Origin of the sequence: Aurantimonas litoralis (assembly GCF_026153195.1) — a bacterium.
Taxonomy (GTDB): domain Bacteria; phylum Pseudomonadota; class Alphaproteobacteria; order Rhizobiales; family Rhizobiaceae; genus Aurantimonas; species Aurantimonas coralicida.
Window position 1 is genome coordinate 653773 of record NZ_JAPFBM010000001.1, and the last position, 16570, is coordinate 670342.

17 protein-coding genes are annotated in these 16570 nt (G+C 69.0%); 4 read left to right on the forward strand and 13 right to left on the reverse strand.

Annotated features, from left to right (window positions below; translation table 11 throughout):
• Nucleotides 1-31: 31 nt before the first annotated feature.
• The 5 genes from N7I30_RS03130 to N7I30_RS03150 all read right to left on the reverse strand — a co-directional run bounded on the left by N7I30_RS03130 (nt 32) and on the right by N7I30_RS03150 (nt 7121).
• Nucleotides 32-1000: a DUF4167 domain-containing protein gene (locus tag N7I30_RS03130; RefSeq protein WP_498636633.1), complete on the reverse strand. Its 969-nt coding sequence runs from the start codon at nt 998-1000 to the stop codon at nt 32-34.
• Between the two features lie 356 nt (nt 1001-1356).
• Nucleotides 1357-2253, reverse strand: a complete 897-nt coding sequence (prmC, locus tag N7I30_RS03135; protein ID WP_498636634.1) for a peptide chain release factor N(5)-glutamine methyltransferase — start codon at nt 2251-2253, stop codon at nt 1357-1359.
• Complete coding sequence (gene prfA, locus N7I30_RS03140; protein WP_187391370.1) at nt 2246-3325, reverse strand: peptide chain release factor 1; 1080 nt, start codon at nt 3323-3325, stop codon at nt 2246-2248. Before prfA ends, prmC begins: the two co-directional genes overlap by 8 nt.
• A gap of 83 nt (nt 3326-3408) precedes the next feature.
• Complete coding sequence (gene ptsP / locus N7I30_RS03145; protein ID WP_277025978.1) at nt 3409-5610, reverse strand: phosphoenolpyruvate--protein phosphotransferase; 2202 nt, start codon at nt 5608-5610, stop codon at nt 3409-3411.
• Nucleotides 5611-5867: 257 nt separating this feature from the next.
• On the reverse strand, nt 5868-7121 hold the full coding sequence (locus N7I30_RS03150) for an aspartate kinase (RefSeq protein WP_024349903.1): 1254 nt from the start codon (nt 7119-7121) through the stop codon (nt 5868-5870).
• Nucleotides 7122-7375: 254 nt separating this feature from the next.
• Between N7I30_RS03150 and ubiG the strand changes: the two genes are divergently transcribed.
• Nucleotides 7376-8125, forward strand: coding sequence for a bifunctional 2-polyprenyl-6-hydroxyphenol methylase/3-demethylubiquinol 3-O-methyltransferase UbiG (ubiG, locus tag N7I30_RS03155; protein WP_370193652.1), 750 nt, complete (start codon nt 7376-7378; stop codon nt 8123-8125).
• Nucleotides 8126-8269: 144 nt separating this feature from the next.
• Nucleotides 8270-8620, forward strand: coding sequence for a hypothetical protein (locus N7I30_RS03160; RefSeq protein WP_009210701.1), 351 nt, complete (start codon nt 8270-8272; stop codon nt 8618-8620).
• A 33-nt stretch (nt 8621-8653) separates the two neighbouring features.
• Here the strand turns inward: N7I30_RS03160 and N7I30_RS03165 are convergent, their stop codons facing one another.
• From N7I30_RS03165 to N7I30_RS03180, 4 genes are read right to left on the reverse strand one after another with little or no spacing between them, the layout of a single operon-like run.
• Nucleotides 8654-9130: a DUF1178 family protein gene (locus N7I30_RS03165; RefSeq protein ID WP_498636638.1), complete on the reverse strand. Its 477-nt coding sequence runs from the start codon at nt 9128-9130 to the stop codon at nt 8654-8656.
• A complete protein-coding gene (locus N7I30_RS03170; protein ID WP_498636640.1) occupies nt 9127-10005 on the reverse strand; it encodes a carbon-nitrogen hydrolase family protein in 879 nt (292 codons plus the stop codon). Before N7I30_RS03170 ends, N7I30_RS03165 begins: the two co-directional genes overlap by 4 nt.
• Nucleotides 10006-10048: 43 nt before the next feature.
• On the reverse strand, nt 10049-10306 hold the full coding sequence (gene grxC, locus N7I30_RS03175) for a glutaredoxin 3 (RefSeq protein WP_024349899.1): 258 nt from the start codon (nt 10304-10306) through the stop codon (nt 10049-10051).
• Nucleotides 10307-10346: 40 nt separating this feature from the next.
• Nucleotides 10347-11096 (reverse strand): ComF family protein, encoded by a 750-nt coding sequence (locus N7I30_RS03180; RefSeq protein ID WP_498636642.1) that lies wholly within the window; start codon nt 11094-11096, stop codon nt 10347-10349.
• 162 nt (nt 11097-11258) lie between these two features.
• On the opposite strand from N7I30_RS03180, the gene N7I30_RS03185 reads away from it, so the two are divergent.
• Nucleotides 11259-12155 (forward strand): methyltransferase domain-containing protein, encoded by an 897-nt coding sequence (locus tag N7I30_RS03185; protein ID WP_498636644.1) that lies wholly within the window; start codon nt 11259-11261, stop codon nt 12153-12155.
• 47 nt (nt 12156-12202) lie between these two features.
• On the opposite strand, the gene N7I30_RS03190 is transcribed toward N7I30_RS03185, so the two are convergent.
• Complete coding sequence (locus tag N7I30_RS03190) at nt 12203-13750, reverse strand: winged helix-turn-helix domain-containing protein (RefSeq protein WP_498636646.1); 1548 nt, start codon at nt 13748-13750, stop codon at nt 12203-12205.
• Between the two features lie 164 nt (nt 13751-13914).
• On the opposite strand from N7I30_RS03190, the gene N7I30_RS03195 reads away from it, so the two are divergent.
• Nucleotides 13915-14148: a tautomerase family protein gene (locus N7I30_RS03195; protein ID WP_024349895.1), complete on the forward strand. Its 234-nt coding sequence runs from the start codon at nt 13915-13917 to the stop codon at nt 14146-14148.
• A gap of 155 nt (nt 14149-14303) precedes the next feature.
• On the opposite strand, the gene N7I30_RS03200 is transcribed toward N7I30_RS03195, so the two are convergent.
• The 3 genes from N7I30_RS03200 to N7I30_RS03210 all read right to left on the reverse strand — a co-directional run bounded on the left by N7I30_RS03200 (nt 14304) and on the right by N7I30_RS03210 (nt 16451).
• On the reverse strand, nt 14304-15059 hold the full coding sequence (locus N7I30_RS03200) for a pseudouridine synthase (RefSeq protein WP_498636648.1): 756 nt from the start codon (nt 15057-15059) through the stop codon (nt 14304-14306).
• On the reverse strand, nt 15056-15982 hold the full coding sequence (locus tag N7I30_RS03205; protein ID WP_498636650.1) for a class I SAM-dependent methyltransferase: 927 nt from the start codon (nt 15980-15982) through the stop codon (nt 15056-15058). The genes N7I30_RS03200 and N7I30_RS03205 overlap by 4 nt, the downstream gene beginning before the upstream one ends.
• A gap of 157 nt (nt 15983-16139) precedes the next feature.
• A complete protein-coding gene (locus N7I30_RS03210) occupies nt 16140-16451 on the reverse strand; it encodes a hypothetical protein (protein ID WP_491372509.1) in 312 nt (103 codons plus the stop codon).
• Between the last annotated feature and the right edge of the window lie 119 nt (nt 16452-16570).

Here is a 16570-nt window from a genome sequence, read left to right on the forward strand (position 1 = left end):
GTCTCGTTCGCAGATCGGTTGCCCGATCGGCTCAGCCGTTGGAAGCCAAGAGGAAGTCCGGCAGGGCATCGTTGTCGCCGCCCGCCTTGGTCTCGCCGTCGGCGCCGTCTTCCGGCTTCTTCTTGCGCGGCCGTCCGGGACGGCGCTTCACCGGTGCGGCATCCGCCTCGGGCGCATCGGACGGTGCTGCCGCCGTCGCGGGGCTCTCGCCAGCCTCGGCGGCCTGTGCCGGTGCGGCGGGTGCTGCTGCCTCGTTCGTCACGCCATCCTCGTCGCGCGGGCGACGGGTGCGGGCGCGGCGACGCGGCCGTTCGTTCTGCTCGTCGGAGGATGCGGTCTCGCTGGGGCGGCCGTCGGCGGCGCTGCCATTGGCCTCGCCGCGCGCCGGGCGCTCGCGGCGCTCGTCGCCCTGCGAGGAACCGCGGTCCGCCTCGTCGGCCACCATCGGCTGCGGGCCGGTGCCGTTCGGCTCGGACCGGTCACGCCGATCGCGATTGCCGCGATTGTCGTCCTGCTGACGATTGTCGCGGTTGCCGCGGTTGTTGTCGTCGCGGTTGCGATTGCGGTTGCCATCGCGGTCGCGATTGCCGTCGCGATCCCGGTTGTTGTCGCGGTCGCGGTTCCGGCTGCCGTCGCGGTTCTCGCGATTGCCACGGTTGCGCTCGCCATCCGCGTCGTTGTCGCGGTCGTCCCGATCGTCGCGATAGCTGGAATTGTCCTGCTGATCGTCGTCGTCGTCGTCGCTGGAATCGTCGCGGTTGTCGCGGTCGTCCCGCGGCTGGAACTGCGCCTGCGCCGCCGCCACGATGCGATTGTAGTGCTCGGCGTGCTGCAGATAGTTCTCGGCCATGACACGGTCGCCGGCTCCCGAGGCGTCACGCGCCAGGGTCGAGTATTTCTCGGCGATATGCTGGGCGGTGCCCCTGATCTTCACGTCCGGGCCATTCGACTCGTAGCCACGCGAAAGCGGGTTCGGGCCCTTGCGACCGCGTCCGCGCATACGGTTTTTCTGCTGCTGTCCTGGCCTCATGAACTTCCTGTCTTTTTGGATGCACCGGTCGTGCCGGTATGGCTGTTGCCCAAAGACGCGGATCACGCGTCTGCTCAAGGTGCAGCCTGCCGCAGCAATGCCGCCAACTAGAGGTTTTGTCGGTTGTGGCTGGCGATACCCTCGCGCCGGCTTGTACGGACGACCTACCGGTCACCACGAGCATTCCTCGGGTCGCCTGGCGGCGCTGCCTGAGGGATGTCCCCCTCGGATGTTCCGTATTCGTCAGACCCTAGAGGGGAAACCGCACTGCCACAAGTGTTTTTTGTCTGCATACCCTGCGATTGCAGCGCCGGCTGGAAACTTGGTTACACCGAACCCGCGCCGCCGATCGCCAGCCGCAGGGTCAGGACCCGGATCACGCCGCCAAGGTCCCGGGTCGCCGCATCGAGGATGAAACCTTCGGCCGCGAAGATCGCCGCCACGTCGCCCTCCTGGCCGACGCCGATCTCGACGATCACCAGGCCCTGCGACCGCACGATCTGGCGGGCGCCCGTCGCCAGCGCGCGATAGGCATCGAGCCCGTCCGCGCCGCCATCGAGGGCGAGCAGCGGGTCGTGGTCACGCACCTCGCGCGACAGGGCTGCGATATCGTCGTGGGGAATATATGGGGGATTCGACACCACGAGTTCAAGCGGTCCCCCGATCGCGTCGAGATAGTTCGCCCGCACAGTGTGCATCCGGTCGGCGACGCCGGCGGCGATCGCATTGCGCCGCGCGGTCTGAAGCGCTCCGTCCGAAATGTCGAGCGCGACGGCCTCGGCCTCGGCGAACAGCGCCAGCAGCGAGACCGCGATGGCGCCGGTGCCGGTGCCCACATCGGCAAAGACGCAGCGACCGTCCCGCGCGACGATCGCCGCCATCGCCTTGCGCGCCTCCTCCACCAGTACCTCGGTGTCGGGCCGCGGCTCCAGCGTCTCGGGCGACAGCAGGAAGTCATGCTCGTAGAAGGCCCGCCGGCCGATGATGCGGTGCACCGGCTCGCCGGCCGCCCGCCGCGCCAGCACCGCGTCGAAGCGGGCCGCCTCCGCCGCCGACACCACGGCGCCCGATGCCGAATGCACCTCGCCGGGGCGCCGGTCGCAGATCTCCGCCAGCAGCAGCCGCGCGTCGAGATCGGGCGTGTCGCAGCCGGCGGCGCGCAGCCGCGCCTGCCCGTCGCGCAGGCAGTCGCCGAGCGTCGGCCCGCCCGGCTCGTCAGGCATCGACGCCGACGGCGGCCAGGAGATGCGCCTGATGGTCGGCGACCAGCGCATCGACCAGTTCGTCCATCTCGCCCTCGATCACCCGGTCGAGCTTGTAGAGCGTCAGATTGATCCGGTGGTCGGTGACGCGGCCTTGCGGGAAATTATAGGTGCGGATGCGCTCGGAGCGGTCGCCGGAGCCGACCTGGCTCTTGCGGGCGGCCGAGCGTTCGTCGTCGGCGCGCTGGCGTTCCATGTCGAACAGCCGGGCCTTCAGCACCTGCATGGCGCGGGCGCGGTTCTGGTGCTGGGACTTTTCCGACGACGTCACGACGATGCCGGTGGGGATATGGGTGATGCGCACCGCCGAATCGGTGGTGTTGACATGCTGCCCGCCGGCGCCGGAGGCGCGCATCGTGTCGATGCGGATGTCCTCGGTCTTCACCTCGACGTCGATGTCCTCGGCTTCCGGCAGCACCGCGACCGTGGCCGCCGAGGTGTGGATGCGGCCGCCCGATTCGGTCTCGGGCACGCGCTGCACCCGGTGGACGCCGGATTCGAACTTCAGCCGCGAGAACACGCCGACCCCGCGGATCGCGGCGATCACCTCGCGGTAGCCGCCGACCTCGCCCTCGCTGGCCGAGATGATCTCGACCTTCCAGCGGTTCATCTCGGCATAGCGCTGATACATGCGGAAGAGATCGCCGGCGAAGAGGCCGGCCTCCGAGCCGCCGGTGCCGGCGCGGATTTCCAGGATCGCGCCCTTCTCGTCGGCGGCGTCCTTGGGCAGCAGCAGGATGCGGATCTCGGCGGTCAGCGTCTCCAGCCGTTCCTTCAGCTCGTCGATCTCGATTTCCGCCAGTTCGCGCATGTCGCGCCCGGCCGCCGGCTCGTCGAGGATCGCGCGGGCCTCGGCCAGTTCCTGCTCGGCCTTCTGATAGGTGCGAATGGCCGCGACCACCTCCTCCAGCCCGGAATATTCGGCGGCCAGCTTGGTATAGACCTCGTGCTCCGGCCCCTTCGACATCTCGTGCTCGAGCAGCGCGAAGCGGTTGAGGATTTCGTCGAGGCTGGATTTCGGCAGGGTCGCCATGTGGTCCTGAACAGGTGCGGGGAAGAGGATGCGCCCTCTTGCGCGAGGTCGCGACGGTGATCCGGGTCGGCGGGCCGGATCAGCTAATACGGAATGCCCTGCGCCTTGGCGAAGTCGACCAGTGCCCGCCGCGGCGCGTCCGACGGATGGCTGCCGTCGAGATAGGCGGTCACCAGCTCGGTCACCCGGCCGACATTCATCTCGACGATCGCCGCCTTCACCGGCCCGATCGAGGGCGGTGCCATGGATATGGACCGGAAGCCGAGGCCGATCAACGCCATCGCCGACAGCGGCCGGCCGGCCATCTCGCCGCACAGGGTCACCGGCACCGAATGGCGGATGCCGGCATCGACGATCAGCTTCAGCGCCCGCAGGAAGGCCGGCGACAGATCGTCGAAGCGGTCGGCGACGCGGGCATTGCCGCGATCGACGGCGTTGAAGAACTGGAACAGGTCGTTCGAGCCGACCGAGACGAAGTCGAGGAGCTGCATCACCTCGTCGAGCTGGAACAGGATGCCCGGCACCTCGATCATCGCGCCGATCTTCAGCCGCTCGGGCATGACATGGCCGAAGCGGGTCAGGTGCTTGTATTCGCGGCTGATCAGGTCGCGCGCCAGATGCAGCTCCGACACGTCGGTCACCATCGGGAACATGACCCGCAATTCGCGGCCGGCCGCCGCCTTGAGCAGCGCCCGCAGCTGGGTGCGCATCAGGCCCGGCCGGTCGAGCGCCAGGCGCAGCGCCCGGTAGCCCAGCGCCGGATTGTCCTCGGGGAACTGGTTCAGATAGGGCAGCACCTTGTCGCCGCCGACATCCAACGTGCGGAAGGTCACGGGCCGGCCGCCGGCCGCGTCCAGCACCGCCGAATACAGCCGCTCCTGGTCGCTGGCCCGGGGCATGGTGGAGGCGACCATGAACTGCAGCTCGGTGCGGAACAGGCCGATGCCCTCGGCGCCGGCCTCGTCGAGCTGCGGCAAGTCGACCAGCAGGCCGGCATTCATCTGCAGGTCGATCTTGACCCCGTCGCGGCTGACCGATGCCATGTCGCGCAGCGACCGGTAGCGTTCCTGGCGCTTCTCGCGGAACTTGGCCTTGTCGGAGAACAGGGCTTCCAGATCGGCCTGCGGGCGCAGATGCACGCCGCCATCCTCGCCGTCGACGATGACCGAATCGCCGCTCTCCGACATGGAGACCGCGCCCTTGACTTGGCCGACGACGGGAATGCCGAGGGCCCGCGCGACGATGACGACGTGGCTGGTCGCCGCGCCCTCTTCCAGGACGAGGCCGCGGATCTGTTCGCGGCGATAGTCCAGCAGCTCCGCCGCGCCCATGGAGCGGGCGACGATGATCGCGTCGTCGGGCGTCGCCTGCCCGTCATGGCCGATGAGCTGGCGCAGCAGCCGGTTGGCGAGATCGTCGAAATCGTGCAGCCGCTCGCGGATATACGGATCGGTCATGTGCATCATGCGCGCCCGCATGTCGCTCTGGACCTTCTCCACCGCCGCTTCCGCCGTCAGGCCGTTGCGCACCGCCTCTTCCAGCCGCCGCACCCAGCCGCGGTCGTGGGCGAACATGCGATAGGCTTCCAGAACCGCCCGGTGCTCGCCCTCGCCGGCCACCTCGCGGCGCGACAGCATGTCCTCGATCGACAGCCGCAGGACGCCCAGCGCCTTGGTCAGGCGCTCGACCTCGATCTCCATGTCCTCGTTGAAGAGGTTGGTCACGACGACGCGCGGCTCGTGCAGGATCACCCGGCCAAGGCCGATGCCGTCGGACAGCGGCACGCCGGTGAACGAGACCGAGCGCGACAGGTCGAGGGCGACGCCGGGCCGCGACAGGCCTTCCAGGCTGCCGGCGGCGATCATCTCGGCGACCACCATGGCGACGGTTTCCAGCGCCTCGGATTCCTCGTCGCGATAGACCCGGGCCGCCTTGTTCTGGACGACGAGCACGCCGAGCGTGCGGCCGGCGCGCAGGATCGGCACGCCGAGGAAGGAGTGGTAGATCTCCTCGCCGGTCTCCGGAAGATAGGTGAAGGCCGGGTGCTTCTGGGCTTCCGGCAGGTTCAGCGGCCGCGCCGTCGCGGCGATCGTGCCGACGAGGCCCTCGCCGAGTTTCAGCTGGGCGAGATGGACCGAACCGGGGTTCAGACCCTCGGTGGCGTAGAGTTCCAGAATACCGTCGGCGCGCAGGACGTAGAGCGAGCAGACCTCGGCCACCATGTTCTGGGCGATCAGTCGGGAAATCTGGTCGAGACGCGACTGCGGGTCGAGAGGCTCGACCATGAGCTCCCGGATGCGGCGCATGAGAACGCGCGGCCCTGACATGTCGCTTCTGTTCAACGCGATGTCCCGTTCCAGGTGGCCGACGCCCGCCCGGATGATTCCGGTCGGCCGCGCGATCCCCTTCCCCGTATCAGATCACATAAAGCTGCCCCGACAGAACCCAATCGGAAGGCAGCAATAGGTTTTCCCCTTCGCGGCCCGGTTGCGCGCCCGTCACGCCGGCACGCAAGGCCGGGCAGTCCGGCGACCCTTAAGGTCTATGCCTTGTCGAGACCGTAGACCGAATGCAGCGCCCGCACGGCCAGTTCGGTGTAGTCGCCGTCGATCAGGATCGAGATCTTGATCTCCGACGTGGTGATGGCGCGGATGTTGACGCCGCGATCGGCCAGCGCCTTGAAGGCGGTGGCGGCGACGCCGGTGTGGCTGCGCATGCCGACGCCGATGACCGAGACCTTGGTCAGGCCCTGCTCGCTCTGGATGGCGTCGTAGCGCATCTCCGTCTTGGCCTTCTCGAGGACGGCGGTCGCCTTGTCGAGATCGCCGGCCGGGACCGTGAAGGTCATGTCGGTGGAGGTGCCGGCCTCGGAGATGTTCTGGACGATCATGTCGACATTGACGCCGGCTTCGGCGAGCGGCCCGAAGATGGCCGCGGCGACGCCCGGCTGGTCCTCGACCCGGCGCAGCGAGATCTGCGCCTCGTCCTTGGCGTAGGCGATGCCTGTGACGACCTGCTGTTCCACGATTTCATCCTCGTCGCAAATGAGGGTCCCCGGCGGGTTGTCGAAGTCGCCCATGCCGGGCGCGTCCGGGTCCTCGAAAGAAGAACGCACGAAGGTCCGCACCTTGTGGACCATGGCCAGTTCCACCGAGCGCACCTGCAGCACCTTGGCGCCGAGCGAGGCCATCTCCAGCATTTCCTCGAAGGAGATGCGGCTGAGGCGCCGGGCCTTCGGCTCGATGCGCGGGTCGGTGGTGTAGACGCCGTCGACGTCGGTGTAGATGTCGCAGCGATCGGCCTTGATCGCCGCGGCCACCGCGACGGCCGAGGTATCCGAACCGCCGCGCCCGAGCGTGGCGATGCGGTTGTCGGGCGCGATGCCCTGGAAGCCGGCGAGCACCGCCACCTGCCCCTCGGCGAAGCGCCGCACGATCTCCGACGAATCGATCTCCTGGATGCGGGCGGCGCCATGGGCGCCGTCGGTGCGGATCGGCACCTGCCAGCCCTGCCAGGAGCGCGCATTGACGCCCATCGCCTGCAGCGTGATCGCCAGGATGCCGGCCGTCACCTGCTCGCCGGACGCCACCACGGCGTCATATTCGCGCGCATCGTGGATCGGCGAGGCCTCGCGGCACCAGCCGACGAGCTCGTTGGTCTTGCCCGACATCGCCGAGACGACCACGGCCACGTCGTGGCCCGCGTCGACCTCGCGTTTCACATGACGCGCGACATTGCGGATGCGGTTGACGTCGGCGACGGAAGTGCCGCCGAATTTGAGGACGAGTCGGGCCATGGGATCGGCATTCGGTGGTTCGACAAGATGTCTGGTGAACTGACCCCGAACGGTCCGGCGTCGCGAAACGGCCGGACATGTCCGAAGGACCCAGCACGCGGCGGGCGGGGGTTCCCTAGCCGATGCGACCTCAAACCGCAATGTCGCCGCGGCTTGCGGACACCATCTCGCATCGCCTCCGCCGCGCCGCCACGCTTGACTTTGGCCGGCCGGAGCGAACATGCCGAACCACCACGACAGGCAACGAGGACGAGATGAGCGCACCCGACGGAACGACGATCGACGCGGCCGAGGTCGAGCGATTCTCGCGCCTGGCCCAGGAATGGTGGAACCCGGTCGGCAAGTTCAAGCCGCTGCACAAGTTCAACCCGGTGCGGCTGGAATATATCCGCGAGCAGCTGGCGATGAATTTCGACCTGGACCTGTCCGCCGACAAGCCGTTCGACGGCCTGTCGGTGCTCGACATCGGCTGCGGCGGCGGACTGATCTGCGAGCCGATGGCTAGGCTCGGGGCGAAGGTCGTCGGCGCCGACGCCTCGGAGACGAATATCGAGGTCGCGAAGCTGCACGCGGCCGAGAGCGGGCTTGCCATCGACTACCGCGCCACCACCGCCGAGGCGATCGCCGAAGGCGGCGAGACCTTCGACGTGGTGCTGGCGCTGGAGATCGTCGAGCACGTCTCCGACGTCGACCTGTTCCTGACCTCCTGCGCGGCGATGGTGAAGCCGGGCGGGCTGCTCTTCGTCGCCACCATCAACCGCACCTTCAAGGCGCTGACCTTCGCCATCATCGGCGCGGAATACGTGCTGGGCTGGCTGCCCAAGGGCACCCATCAATACGAGCGGCTGGTGCGGCCGAAGGAGATCGGCGATCCGGTCGAGGCGGCAGGGCTGTCGATGATCGACGAGGTCGGCGTGGTCTATCACCCGCTCGCCGACGCCTGGAAGCGGTCGCGCGACACCGACGTCAACTACATGGTCCTCGCCCGCCGTCCCTCGGCCTGACGGGCACGGAGCCGGCCTCACGGATCCGTGTTCAAGCTGGAGACAAGGCTCGAATGCGATGCTCGTCCTGCGGGCGTCGTGAGCGCACCGAGGCATGCATCATGGAGCTGAGAACCAGCACGTGTAGAGACCCAAGAGGACGTCATGGTATCGCCGAGATCAGACAGCATTCCCAATGAGGCCAACTGTCCTGTCCATCTGGAGATCCTGGCCCTCCTGCTGCGCTCCGACGACGCGACGAAGCAGGCGCTGATCCGCGAGATCCCGGGTCCGACCCGCGCTCGCCTCGCCTTCTTCTGCTACAATCGCGTGCATCTGCGCGGCCTCGCCTTCCAGATCACCGCGCTGTGCGAACTGGCCGATTTGCGGACCATCGCCGGCGCCAAGGGCGACCTTCTCTACAGCCAGGCCACCGAGCAGGGCCTGTTCGAGGATGGCGAGGGCGGTCCACGGCGGCACAAGGGCGTGACCCTGGCGCGGACCGCGCGCGGCTGAGGCCGACAGGCGGTCTTCAGTTCCCGGCTTCGGTCAGTTCTTGTCTTCGGGCAGCGGCGGCAGCGGCAGCGCCGCGATCCCTTCCTCGCCGAGGCTCTTGACCTCCTGCGGCGACGCCTCGCCGTAGATCTGGCGCTTCTCGCTCTCGCCATAATGGATGCGGCGCGCTTCCTCGGCGAATTTCGGCCCGACATAATCCGACTTGGCGCGCAGCTCCCGCGCGATCGCCTGCAGCTTGGCATAGACGGCCGCCGCATCGCCGCCGGCATAGCGGGCCTCGGCTGGCGCCGCCGGACCCTCGGCCACCGCCTGCGCTCGGTCGCCCGCCGCGCCCTGGCGCCCGGATTTGGCGACCGTCGGCTTCATCAGCGCCTTGGACACATCCGTCGATCCGCAGACCGGGCAGGACACCAGCCCGCCCGCCGCCTGGCGCTCGAAATCCTCGCCGGAGCGGAACCAGCCGTCGAAGGTGTGGGCGGCGGGCTGGCAGCGCAGCGCGAAACTGATCACTCGGCCGCCTCGCGGGCACCGGTCACCGCCACCTCGGCATCGCCGACGGTGAAGCTGCGGGCATTCTTCAGGTTCGGAACCTTGCCGCGCGCCGCGGCGACGGCCGCCGTATCGATATCGGCGAAGGCGACACCCGGCTCATTACCCTCCACCTCGGCGATCACCGCGCCCCAGGGATCGACGATCAGGGAATGGCCGTAGGTCTCGCGCCCGTCCTCGTGGCGGCCGCCCTGCGCGGCGGCGATGACGAAGGCGCCGTTCTCGATGGCGCGGGCGCGCAGCAGCACATGCCAGTGGGCCCCGCCGGTCTGGCGGGTGAAGGCAGCGGGCGCGGTCAGGATCTCGGCGCCGGCCAGCGCCTCCTCGCGGAAGAGATGCGGAAAGCGCATATCGTAGCAGATGGCGAAGCCGAGCCGCGCGGTCCCGTCGGCGAAGGCGAGATCGGCCAGCACCGCGGCGCCGCCGGGGCGATAGGTGCGCGATTCCCGCCAGCTCTCGCCATTGTCGAGATCGACGTCGAACATGTGGATCTTGTCGTAGCGCGCGATGCGCCGGCCGTCCGGCGCAAAGAGCAGCGCCCGGTTGGCGACGCGCCCGTCATCGAGCGCCACGGCGATCGAGCCGAGATGCAGGTGGATGCCGTAGCGCTGCGCAAGACCGCTGGCCGTGGCCACGAGGAGATCCTCGTCTTCCGTCCGCAGCCGTTCCATCAGCGCCGCGCGGTCGCGCTGCAGCATGCCGGTCATTTCCGGCGACTGGACGTAGTGCGCGCCGCCCGCGACCGCTTCGGCTACCAGCGCTTCCAGCGCCGCGGCGTTGTCGGCCGGCTCGCGGCCGGAGCGCATCTGCAGAACCGCGGCGCGAAACGTCGTCATGGCATGTCCTTCAAGAGGCTGGCCGTCCGAGGCTGGCGCCCCGTCAGGCAGCCAGCAGCGGGTCCAGCTTGCCGGCGCGCTCCAGGGCGTAGAGCTCGTCGCATCCGCCGACATGGGTGTCGCCGATGAAGATCTGCGGGAAGGTGGCGGCGCCGTTGCCGCGCTCGCGCATTTCCTGGCGCAGCTGCGGCGAGGACGAGGCGTCCTTTTCCTCGTAGGCCACGTTCTTCTGGTCGAGAAGCTGCTTGGCGCGCGAACAGAAACCGCAGAGCTGTCGGGTGTAGATCGTCACATTCGGCATGGAGTGTCATTCCCAGCTGGTTGAGGACCAGCATATGGCTTCACTCGGTGCCGGTCGCAACCCTTGCGAAGGTGAGCACGTCGACGTCGCGGGCCCCGGCCCGCTTCAGCGCCCGGGTGGCGCTCGCGACGGTGGCGCCGGTCGTATAGACGTCGTCGACCAGCAGCACCCGCTTCCCGTCCAGCTCGTCGCGGCGGGTCTCCACCACCTGGAAGGCGCCGCGGACATTGGCGCGGCGCTGGGCGGGGCCGAGCCCGACCTGGCTGCGCGTCGCCTTCACGCGCTTCAGCGACAGCGGCGAGAAGGACAGCTTGGCGCCGCGCGCCACCAGCCGGGCGATCTCCGCCGACTGGTTGAACCGCCGCCGCCACAGCCGGCCGGGATGCAGCGGCACCGGCACGACGACCTCCGCATCGGCGATCAGCTCGGCCCCGGCGCGGCTCATCCAGCCGGCCATCAGCGGCACCAGGTCGGTGCGGTCGGCATATTTCAGCGAGCTGACGAGGCGCGCCGCCAGATCCTCGTAGAGCACCGCGGCGCGCAGCCGGGCGAAGGGCGGCGGCTCGGCAATGGCCTCGGCGGAGAGGAACCCCTTGCCCAGATCATAGGCGAAGGGTAGCCCGAGAACCTCGCAATAGGGACGTTCGATGAAACGCAGCTTCGGCCAGCAGGTGCAGCACACCGTACCGGAACCGGTGACCGCCGCCTGGCAGCCGGGACAGACAGGCGGAAAGAGCAGCCGGCCGAGGGAGCCGGTGATCGCCGCCGAACCGCGCCTGAATAAGCTCATCGTTCCGCCCGTCCCTGGTGCGCAGTGCCCGCAGGGCGGATCGGCTTCCTCCTCGATACGCGAAGCCGGTCGCGCCTCCCTGTGCTTGACGATACTCCACCTGCGACAAGCTACAAGCGCCTGTCGCCGCGCCCGACCAGATTGACCGAAGCCGAGAACCCCATGCCCGACGCTCCCGACCATATCGTCTTCGACCGGGCGCTCCTCGACCGCCGACGCCGGCGCTGGCACGCTGCCGCGACCTCCGACAGCCCGCGCTTCCTCCTGAAGGCCATCGCCGCCGAACTCGCCGACCGGCTGTCGCTGGTCGACCGCAGGTTCGAGACCGCCGTCGACCTCGGCGGCCATACCGGCGAGATGGCGCGCTTTCTGGAACAGGGCGGCCAGACCAGCCGCGTCCTGCGCATCGAACGCCTGCCGTCCCTTCTCGGCGACAGCCCCATGGCCGTCGTCGGCGACGAGGAAATGCTGCCGCTGGCCGCCGAGAGCGTCGACCTGATCGTCTCGACCCTGTCGCTGCACCTGACCAACGACACGCCCGGCGCCCTGGTGCAGCTGCGGCGCGCGCTGAAGCCCGACGGGCTCTTCCTCTGCGCCCTTCTGGGCGGCGGCACGCTCAACGAGTTGCGCGCCTCGCTGTTTGCGGCGGAAGCCGAACTCCTCGGCGGCGTCTCGCCGCGCGTTGCGCCCTTCGCCGACGTGCGCGATGCTGGCGGCCTTTTGCAGCGGGCCGGCTTCGCCCTGCCGGTGACCGACCAGGACCGGCTGACGGTGCGCTACGATTCGCTGTTCGAACTGATGGCCGATCTGCGCGCCATGGGCATGGCCAACATGCTGGTCGAGCGCTCCCGCCGCCCCGCCTCGCGCCGGCTGTTCCTGCGCGCCGCCGAAATCTATGCCGAACGCTTCTCCGATCCGGACGGCCGCATCCGCGCGACCTTCGACGTCATCTATCTCTCCGGCTGGCGCCCGCATGAAAGCCAGCAGAAGCCCCTCAAGCCCGGCAGCGCCAGGGCAAGCCTTGCCGACGCCCTGAAGGATCGCTCCGACAAGCTGTAGGCGGCGACGGCGTCGCGGCGCCTGGCCAGCCTTAGGATCGCTCGCGACTAGAAGCCGTGTTGCCGAAGGGCGTGGGCGATGCCGCGCTTCAACGATCCCTCCTTGTAGGGAAAGGCGGCGAAGAAATGCGCACGCGAGAGGCCGCTGCGCCGGTTGCGGACATCCCGCGCCCAGGCGGCCGCTTCCCGGCTGTCGCCGTTCAACTCGCGCGCCACCAGCGCGATCAGGGCAATCAGCACATGGGCCCCGGGCGCCCGCGCCGCCCGATCGCCCCAGACCGCCGCCTCGGCGGTCTGGCTGCGGCTGAGGCAGATCAGCGCCCAGGTCCCGAGCATGGCATAGCGGAACGGGTCCAGCGGGCTCAGCGCCAGCGCGCGATCGACATTGTCGCTGCCGTCGAGATTGCGTTCGGTGATCGTATCGGCCCATGCCCGCGCATAGAAACCCTGCGCGTAATTGGGGCTGAGCTCGGTCGACCGGTCGAGCCAGGGCAGGCTGGCGTCGATGTCGCCCGCCAGCCAGAACGACCGGCCCAGGGCGAAATTCGCGAAGGGATCGACCGGGTCCAGCTCGACGCTGCGCTCGGCACATCGCCGCGCCTCGGCCCGGTCGTGCTTACGGTCGCCATAGCGCAGGAACGCCCCCTGGAAATTGGCGGAGGACAAGCCCGCATATCCCCGTGCGAAGCGCGGCTCCTTCTCGATCGCCAGGGCGAACAGGCTCGTTGCGGCCGCATTGTCCTGTCGGTTGAAGCGATAGAGATGCTTCAGCCCGAGATGGTAGGCCGCCCAGGCGTCGAGGTTCTCGGGGCCCGAAAGGGTCGCCAGGCTGGCCTCGTTCAGCGGGATCCGGACCTCCAGGGCGGCGACGACCTCCGCCACCACCCTCGCCCGCACGGCATGGACGTCGTCGATCTTCGCGTCGATGTGATCGCCCCACAGGATGCTGCCGCTGCGCGTGTCGACCAGTTCGACGATGATGGTGATCGAGGAGCCGAAGATCTCGACGATCCCCGAGAGGCAATAGCCGACATTCAAGAGGCGGCCGATTTCGTCGACATCGACCTTGGGCGTGCGGAACCGGAAGGACGAGCCGCGGGCGATGACGTCGAGCCAGCGCAGCCTTGAGAGCGAGGCAATCAGATCGTGGGCCACCGCCTCGCCGATGGCCCCATAGGCCCCCGGCGTGCCGATCGCGCGGAACGGCAGCACGGCGATCGACGGCCGGCCGGCGGGCAGGCCGCGTGTCGCGCTGTCCACCGGGTCGGCGGCAGCCGGCGGCGCGACGACGATCGCCACCTCGCCGACGAAGCGGATGCCGCGACCGTGCAGCGTGCGGATCAGGCGCTGCTGGCGTCCGTCGTCGCCCAGCGCACGCCGGGCCGACTTGATCCGGCTGGACACCGCGGCGTCGGACACGGCCCGTCCGTCCCAGATCTTCTCGACGATCTCCTCCTTGGAGACCATGCGCTCGGAATTCTCGACGAGAAGCAGGAGCAGGGCAAAGACCTGCGGCTCCACCGCGACGCGATGGCCGTCGCGCCGCAATTCGCCCTTCATGGGCTCGAGTTCGAACGGTTCGAAGACGTATCGCATCGACCTGCCTTGCGGGCAGCGTAACCCGGCAGAAGCCTAGCACATCTCCACGAAATCTCCGGGCGCTCTCCACGCCGCCTTCCAGCATCGGCTCGCGGCGCGCGCTAAGCCGTATGGGTCGGCCCGGTCCGACTGCAGCCGACCTCAAGCAATGGAGAACGGATATGCCGCTTGTCGATATTCAACTCATCAAGGGCGTCTTCACGCCGGAGCAGAAGAAGGAGATGATCGAAACGGTCACCGATGCCATGGTCAGGATCGAGGGCGAAGCGATGCGCGGCGTCACCTGGGTCCGGATCCAGGAGCTGGCCAGCGGCGAATGGGGCATCGGCGGCAAGGCGATCACCACCAACGACATCCTGGCGATGCAGTCCGCGAGCGCGCTCGAACACGCCTGACGCAGGACGACGTCGGACAAGATAGGACGGCACCGCTTCCGGCGGTGCTGTCCTCGCATGCCAGGGTCAAAGCGCGGAATGCGATCATACCTGGGCGGTCTTGCCTGCCCCCGCGGCGGGCGCGGCGCCGGCCCGTCCGTTTTCGCTGGCAGCGATCAGCCGTCGCTTCGGGGTCCGCCGTCGAAGATCGCGGCGAGATCGGCGTCGTCCAGCCGGCGGATCGCGCCGGGCGCCAGGTCGGCCGGCAGGCTCAGGCCGCCGACGGATTCACGGTGCAATGCCTCGACATGGTTGCCGGTCGCCGCGAACATCCGGCGCACCTGGTGGTAGCGGCCCTCGTGAACCTCGAGCAGCGCCTCCTGCGGTCCGACGACCTCCAGCTCCGCCGGCGCCAGCGGCTTCTCCTCGCCCTCCAGCATCAACGTGCCCGCCGCGAAGAGCGCGGCCTCGTCGCCGGTCATCGGCCGGGCCAGATGCACGCGATAGCGCTTGGCGACATGCCGCTTCGGCGAGATGATGCGATGCAGGAGCTTGCCGTCGTCGGTCATCAGAAGCAGGCCGGACGTCTCCTTGTCGAGCCGGCCAACCGTCGAGATGGCGGGGTCGCGCCGGCGCCAGCGCTGCGGCAGGAGATCGTAGACCAGCGGTCCCGCCTCCTTGTGCGAGCAGGTCACGCCGAGCGGCTTGTGCAGCATCAGCGCGAAGCCGGGCAAGGGATCGAGCGCCTCGCCGTCGACCACCAGCCGCGTCTCCAGATCGGGCGTCAGCGCGATCCGTTTGTCGGCGTCTTGGAAGGCGGCGCCGTCGAGCCGGATACGGCCGTTCTTCGCCAGCATCTGGATCTCGCGCCGCGAGGCGTAGCCCATATTGGCGAGCAGCCGGTCGAGCCGCGATGTCGGCGTCTTGCTCACTTGCGCGCCTCGAAGATTTTGTAGCCGGCCTCGTCAGCCAGCGGCTTCACGCTCCTGAAGGCCGTGCGCAGCACCTCCTCATAGGGCATGTGCCGGTTGGCCACGAGATACAGCGTGCCGGAGCGGCGCAGCATCCGCCCCGCGGCCGTGATGAAGGCCTGACCAAGCCCGCGATCCTCGATGCCCTCGCTGTGGAAGGGCGGGTTCGAGACGATGAAGTGGAGATCGCTCAGCGCCGTTTCGCGGGCGTCGGCCCACACGAAGCGCGCCCGCGGATCGGTGACGTTGACCTTCGACGCCTCGACGGCGCGGCGGTCGATCTCGACCAGCGTCAGTTCCTCGACCGTCGGGGACGCCAGGACGGCCTGCGACAGGACGCCCAGACCGGCGCCCAGATCGGCGCCGCGGCCGGCGAGCTTCGGCAGATGGCGCAGCAGCAGCGACGTTCCCGGATCGACCCGGTTCCACGAGAAGATCCCCGGCTGGGAGCGCAGCCCGATCTCCTCGACCGTGACGGGCGCGCCCGCCGCGATGGCGTCTTCCAGACCGTGCAGCGTTTCCGGCCGCACGAGCGAGCAGACGCGCTGGCGCGACTTGTAATGCTCGGCGACGTCGCATCCGAAGGCTTCCAGCTCGCCGCGCAGGCGCTGACCGCCCTTGTCCTTGGCCGCCAGAACCGTCATCGCGCCGCCGGGTGCCAGCGTGCGCAGGGCATGGGCCAAGACGAAGCGCCGCTCGATGGAGCCGGGGGGCGCGGCGATCACCAGTTCGGCGAAGGCCCCGTCGGGCTGGGCCTCCAGCGCCTCGGCGCCGGGCCGCAGCGGCGACAGCTGCACGGCGCCGGCCGGCACGTCCACGAGACTGGAAAGCGGCGCGCCATAGACGGCGCTGCGCAGCGAGGGGGAAGGATCAAGTTTCGTCACCGCCGTGCCATAGCAGCTTTGCCGCCCCGGCAAAAAGCGGTTTGGCGACAGATCGGCATCGGCCGTGCGGGCCCGGGTCGGCCGGATCGCATCGAAAGCACGGCGAAGGTGTCCAGCCGTCCCTGCGGCGTGCCTCTCGCCTGCGCGCCCAATGCCCTCAGCAGCTGCCGAGGCGGCGGCCGTCGGCGTAGATCACGCAGGGCGCGGCATCTGCCGGCTGCAGGACGCTGCGGCGCAGGGTATACTCGCTGGACTTGGCGACGGAGCCCGTCGCCATCATGTCGAGATCGGGACGATTGTCGCCGGCCACATAGCTCGCGCTGCGCTCGGCGATCGGCGGCACCAGCAGCGACAGGAACACCGCCAGAGCGCCGAACAGCAGTGTCGCACGGAACAGACCGGTGCCCGTCGCCGGGATGTCCGACGCCGGCTCCTCGATCCGATCTTCGTGCCTGTCGATCGTGCGCATGGTCCCCTCGCAAGGCGGAAGCTGAGGGTCCGATCATGCCAGTGGATGGTGAAGGAGCCCTTAAGCCGGGGATGTGCGCCGCCGCGCACGCGGCTTTGCACCGCGCGACCGTCCTGCCG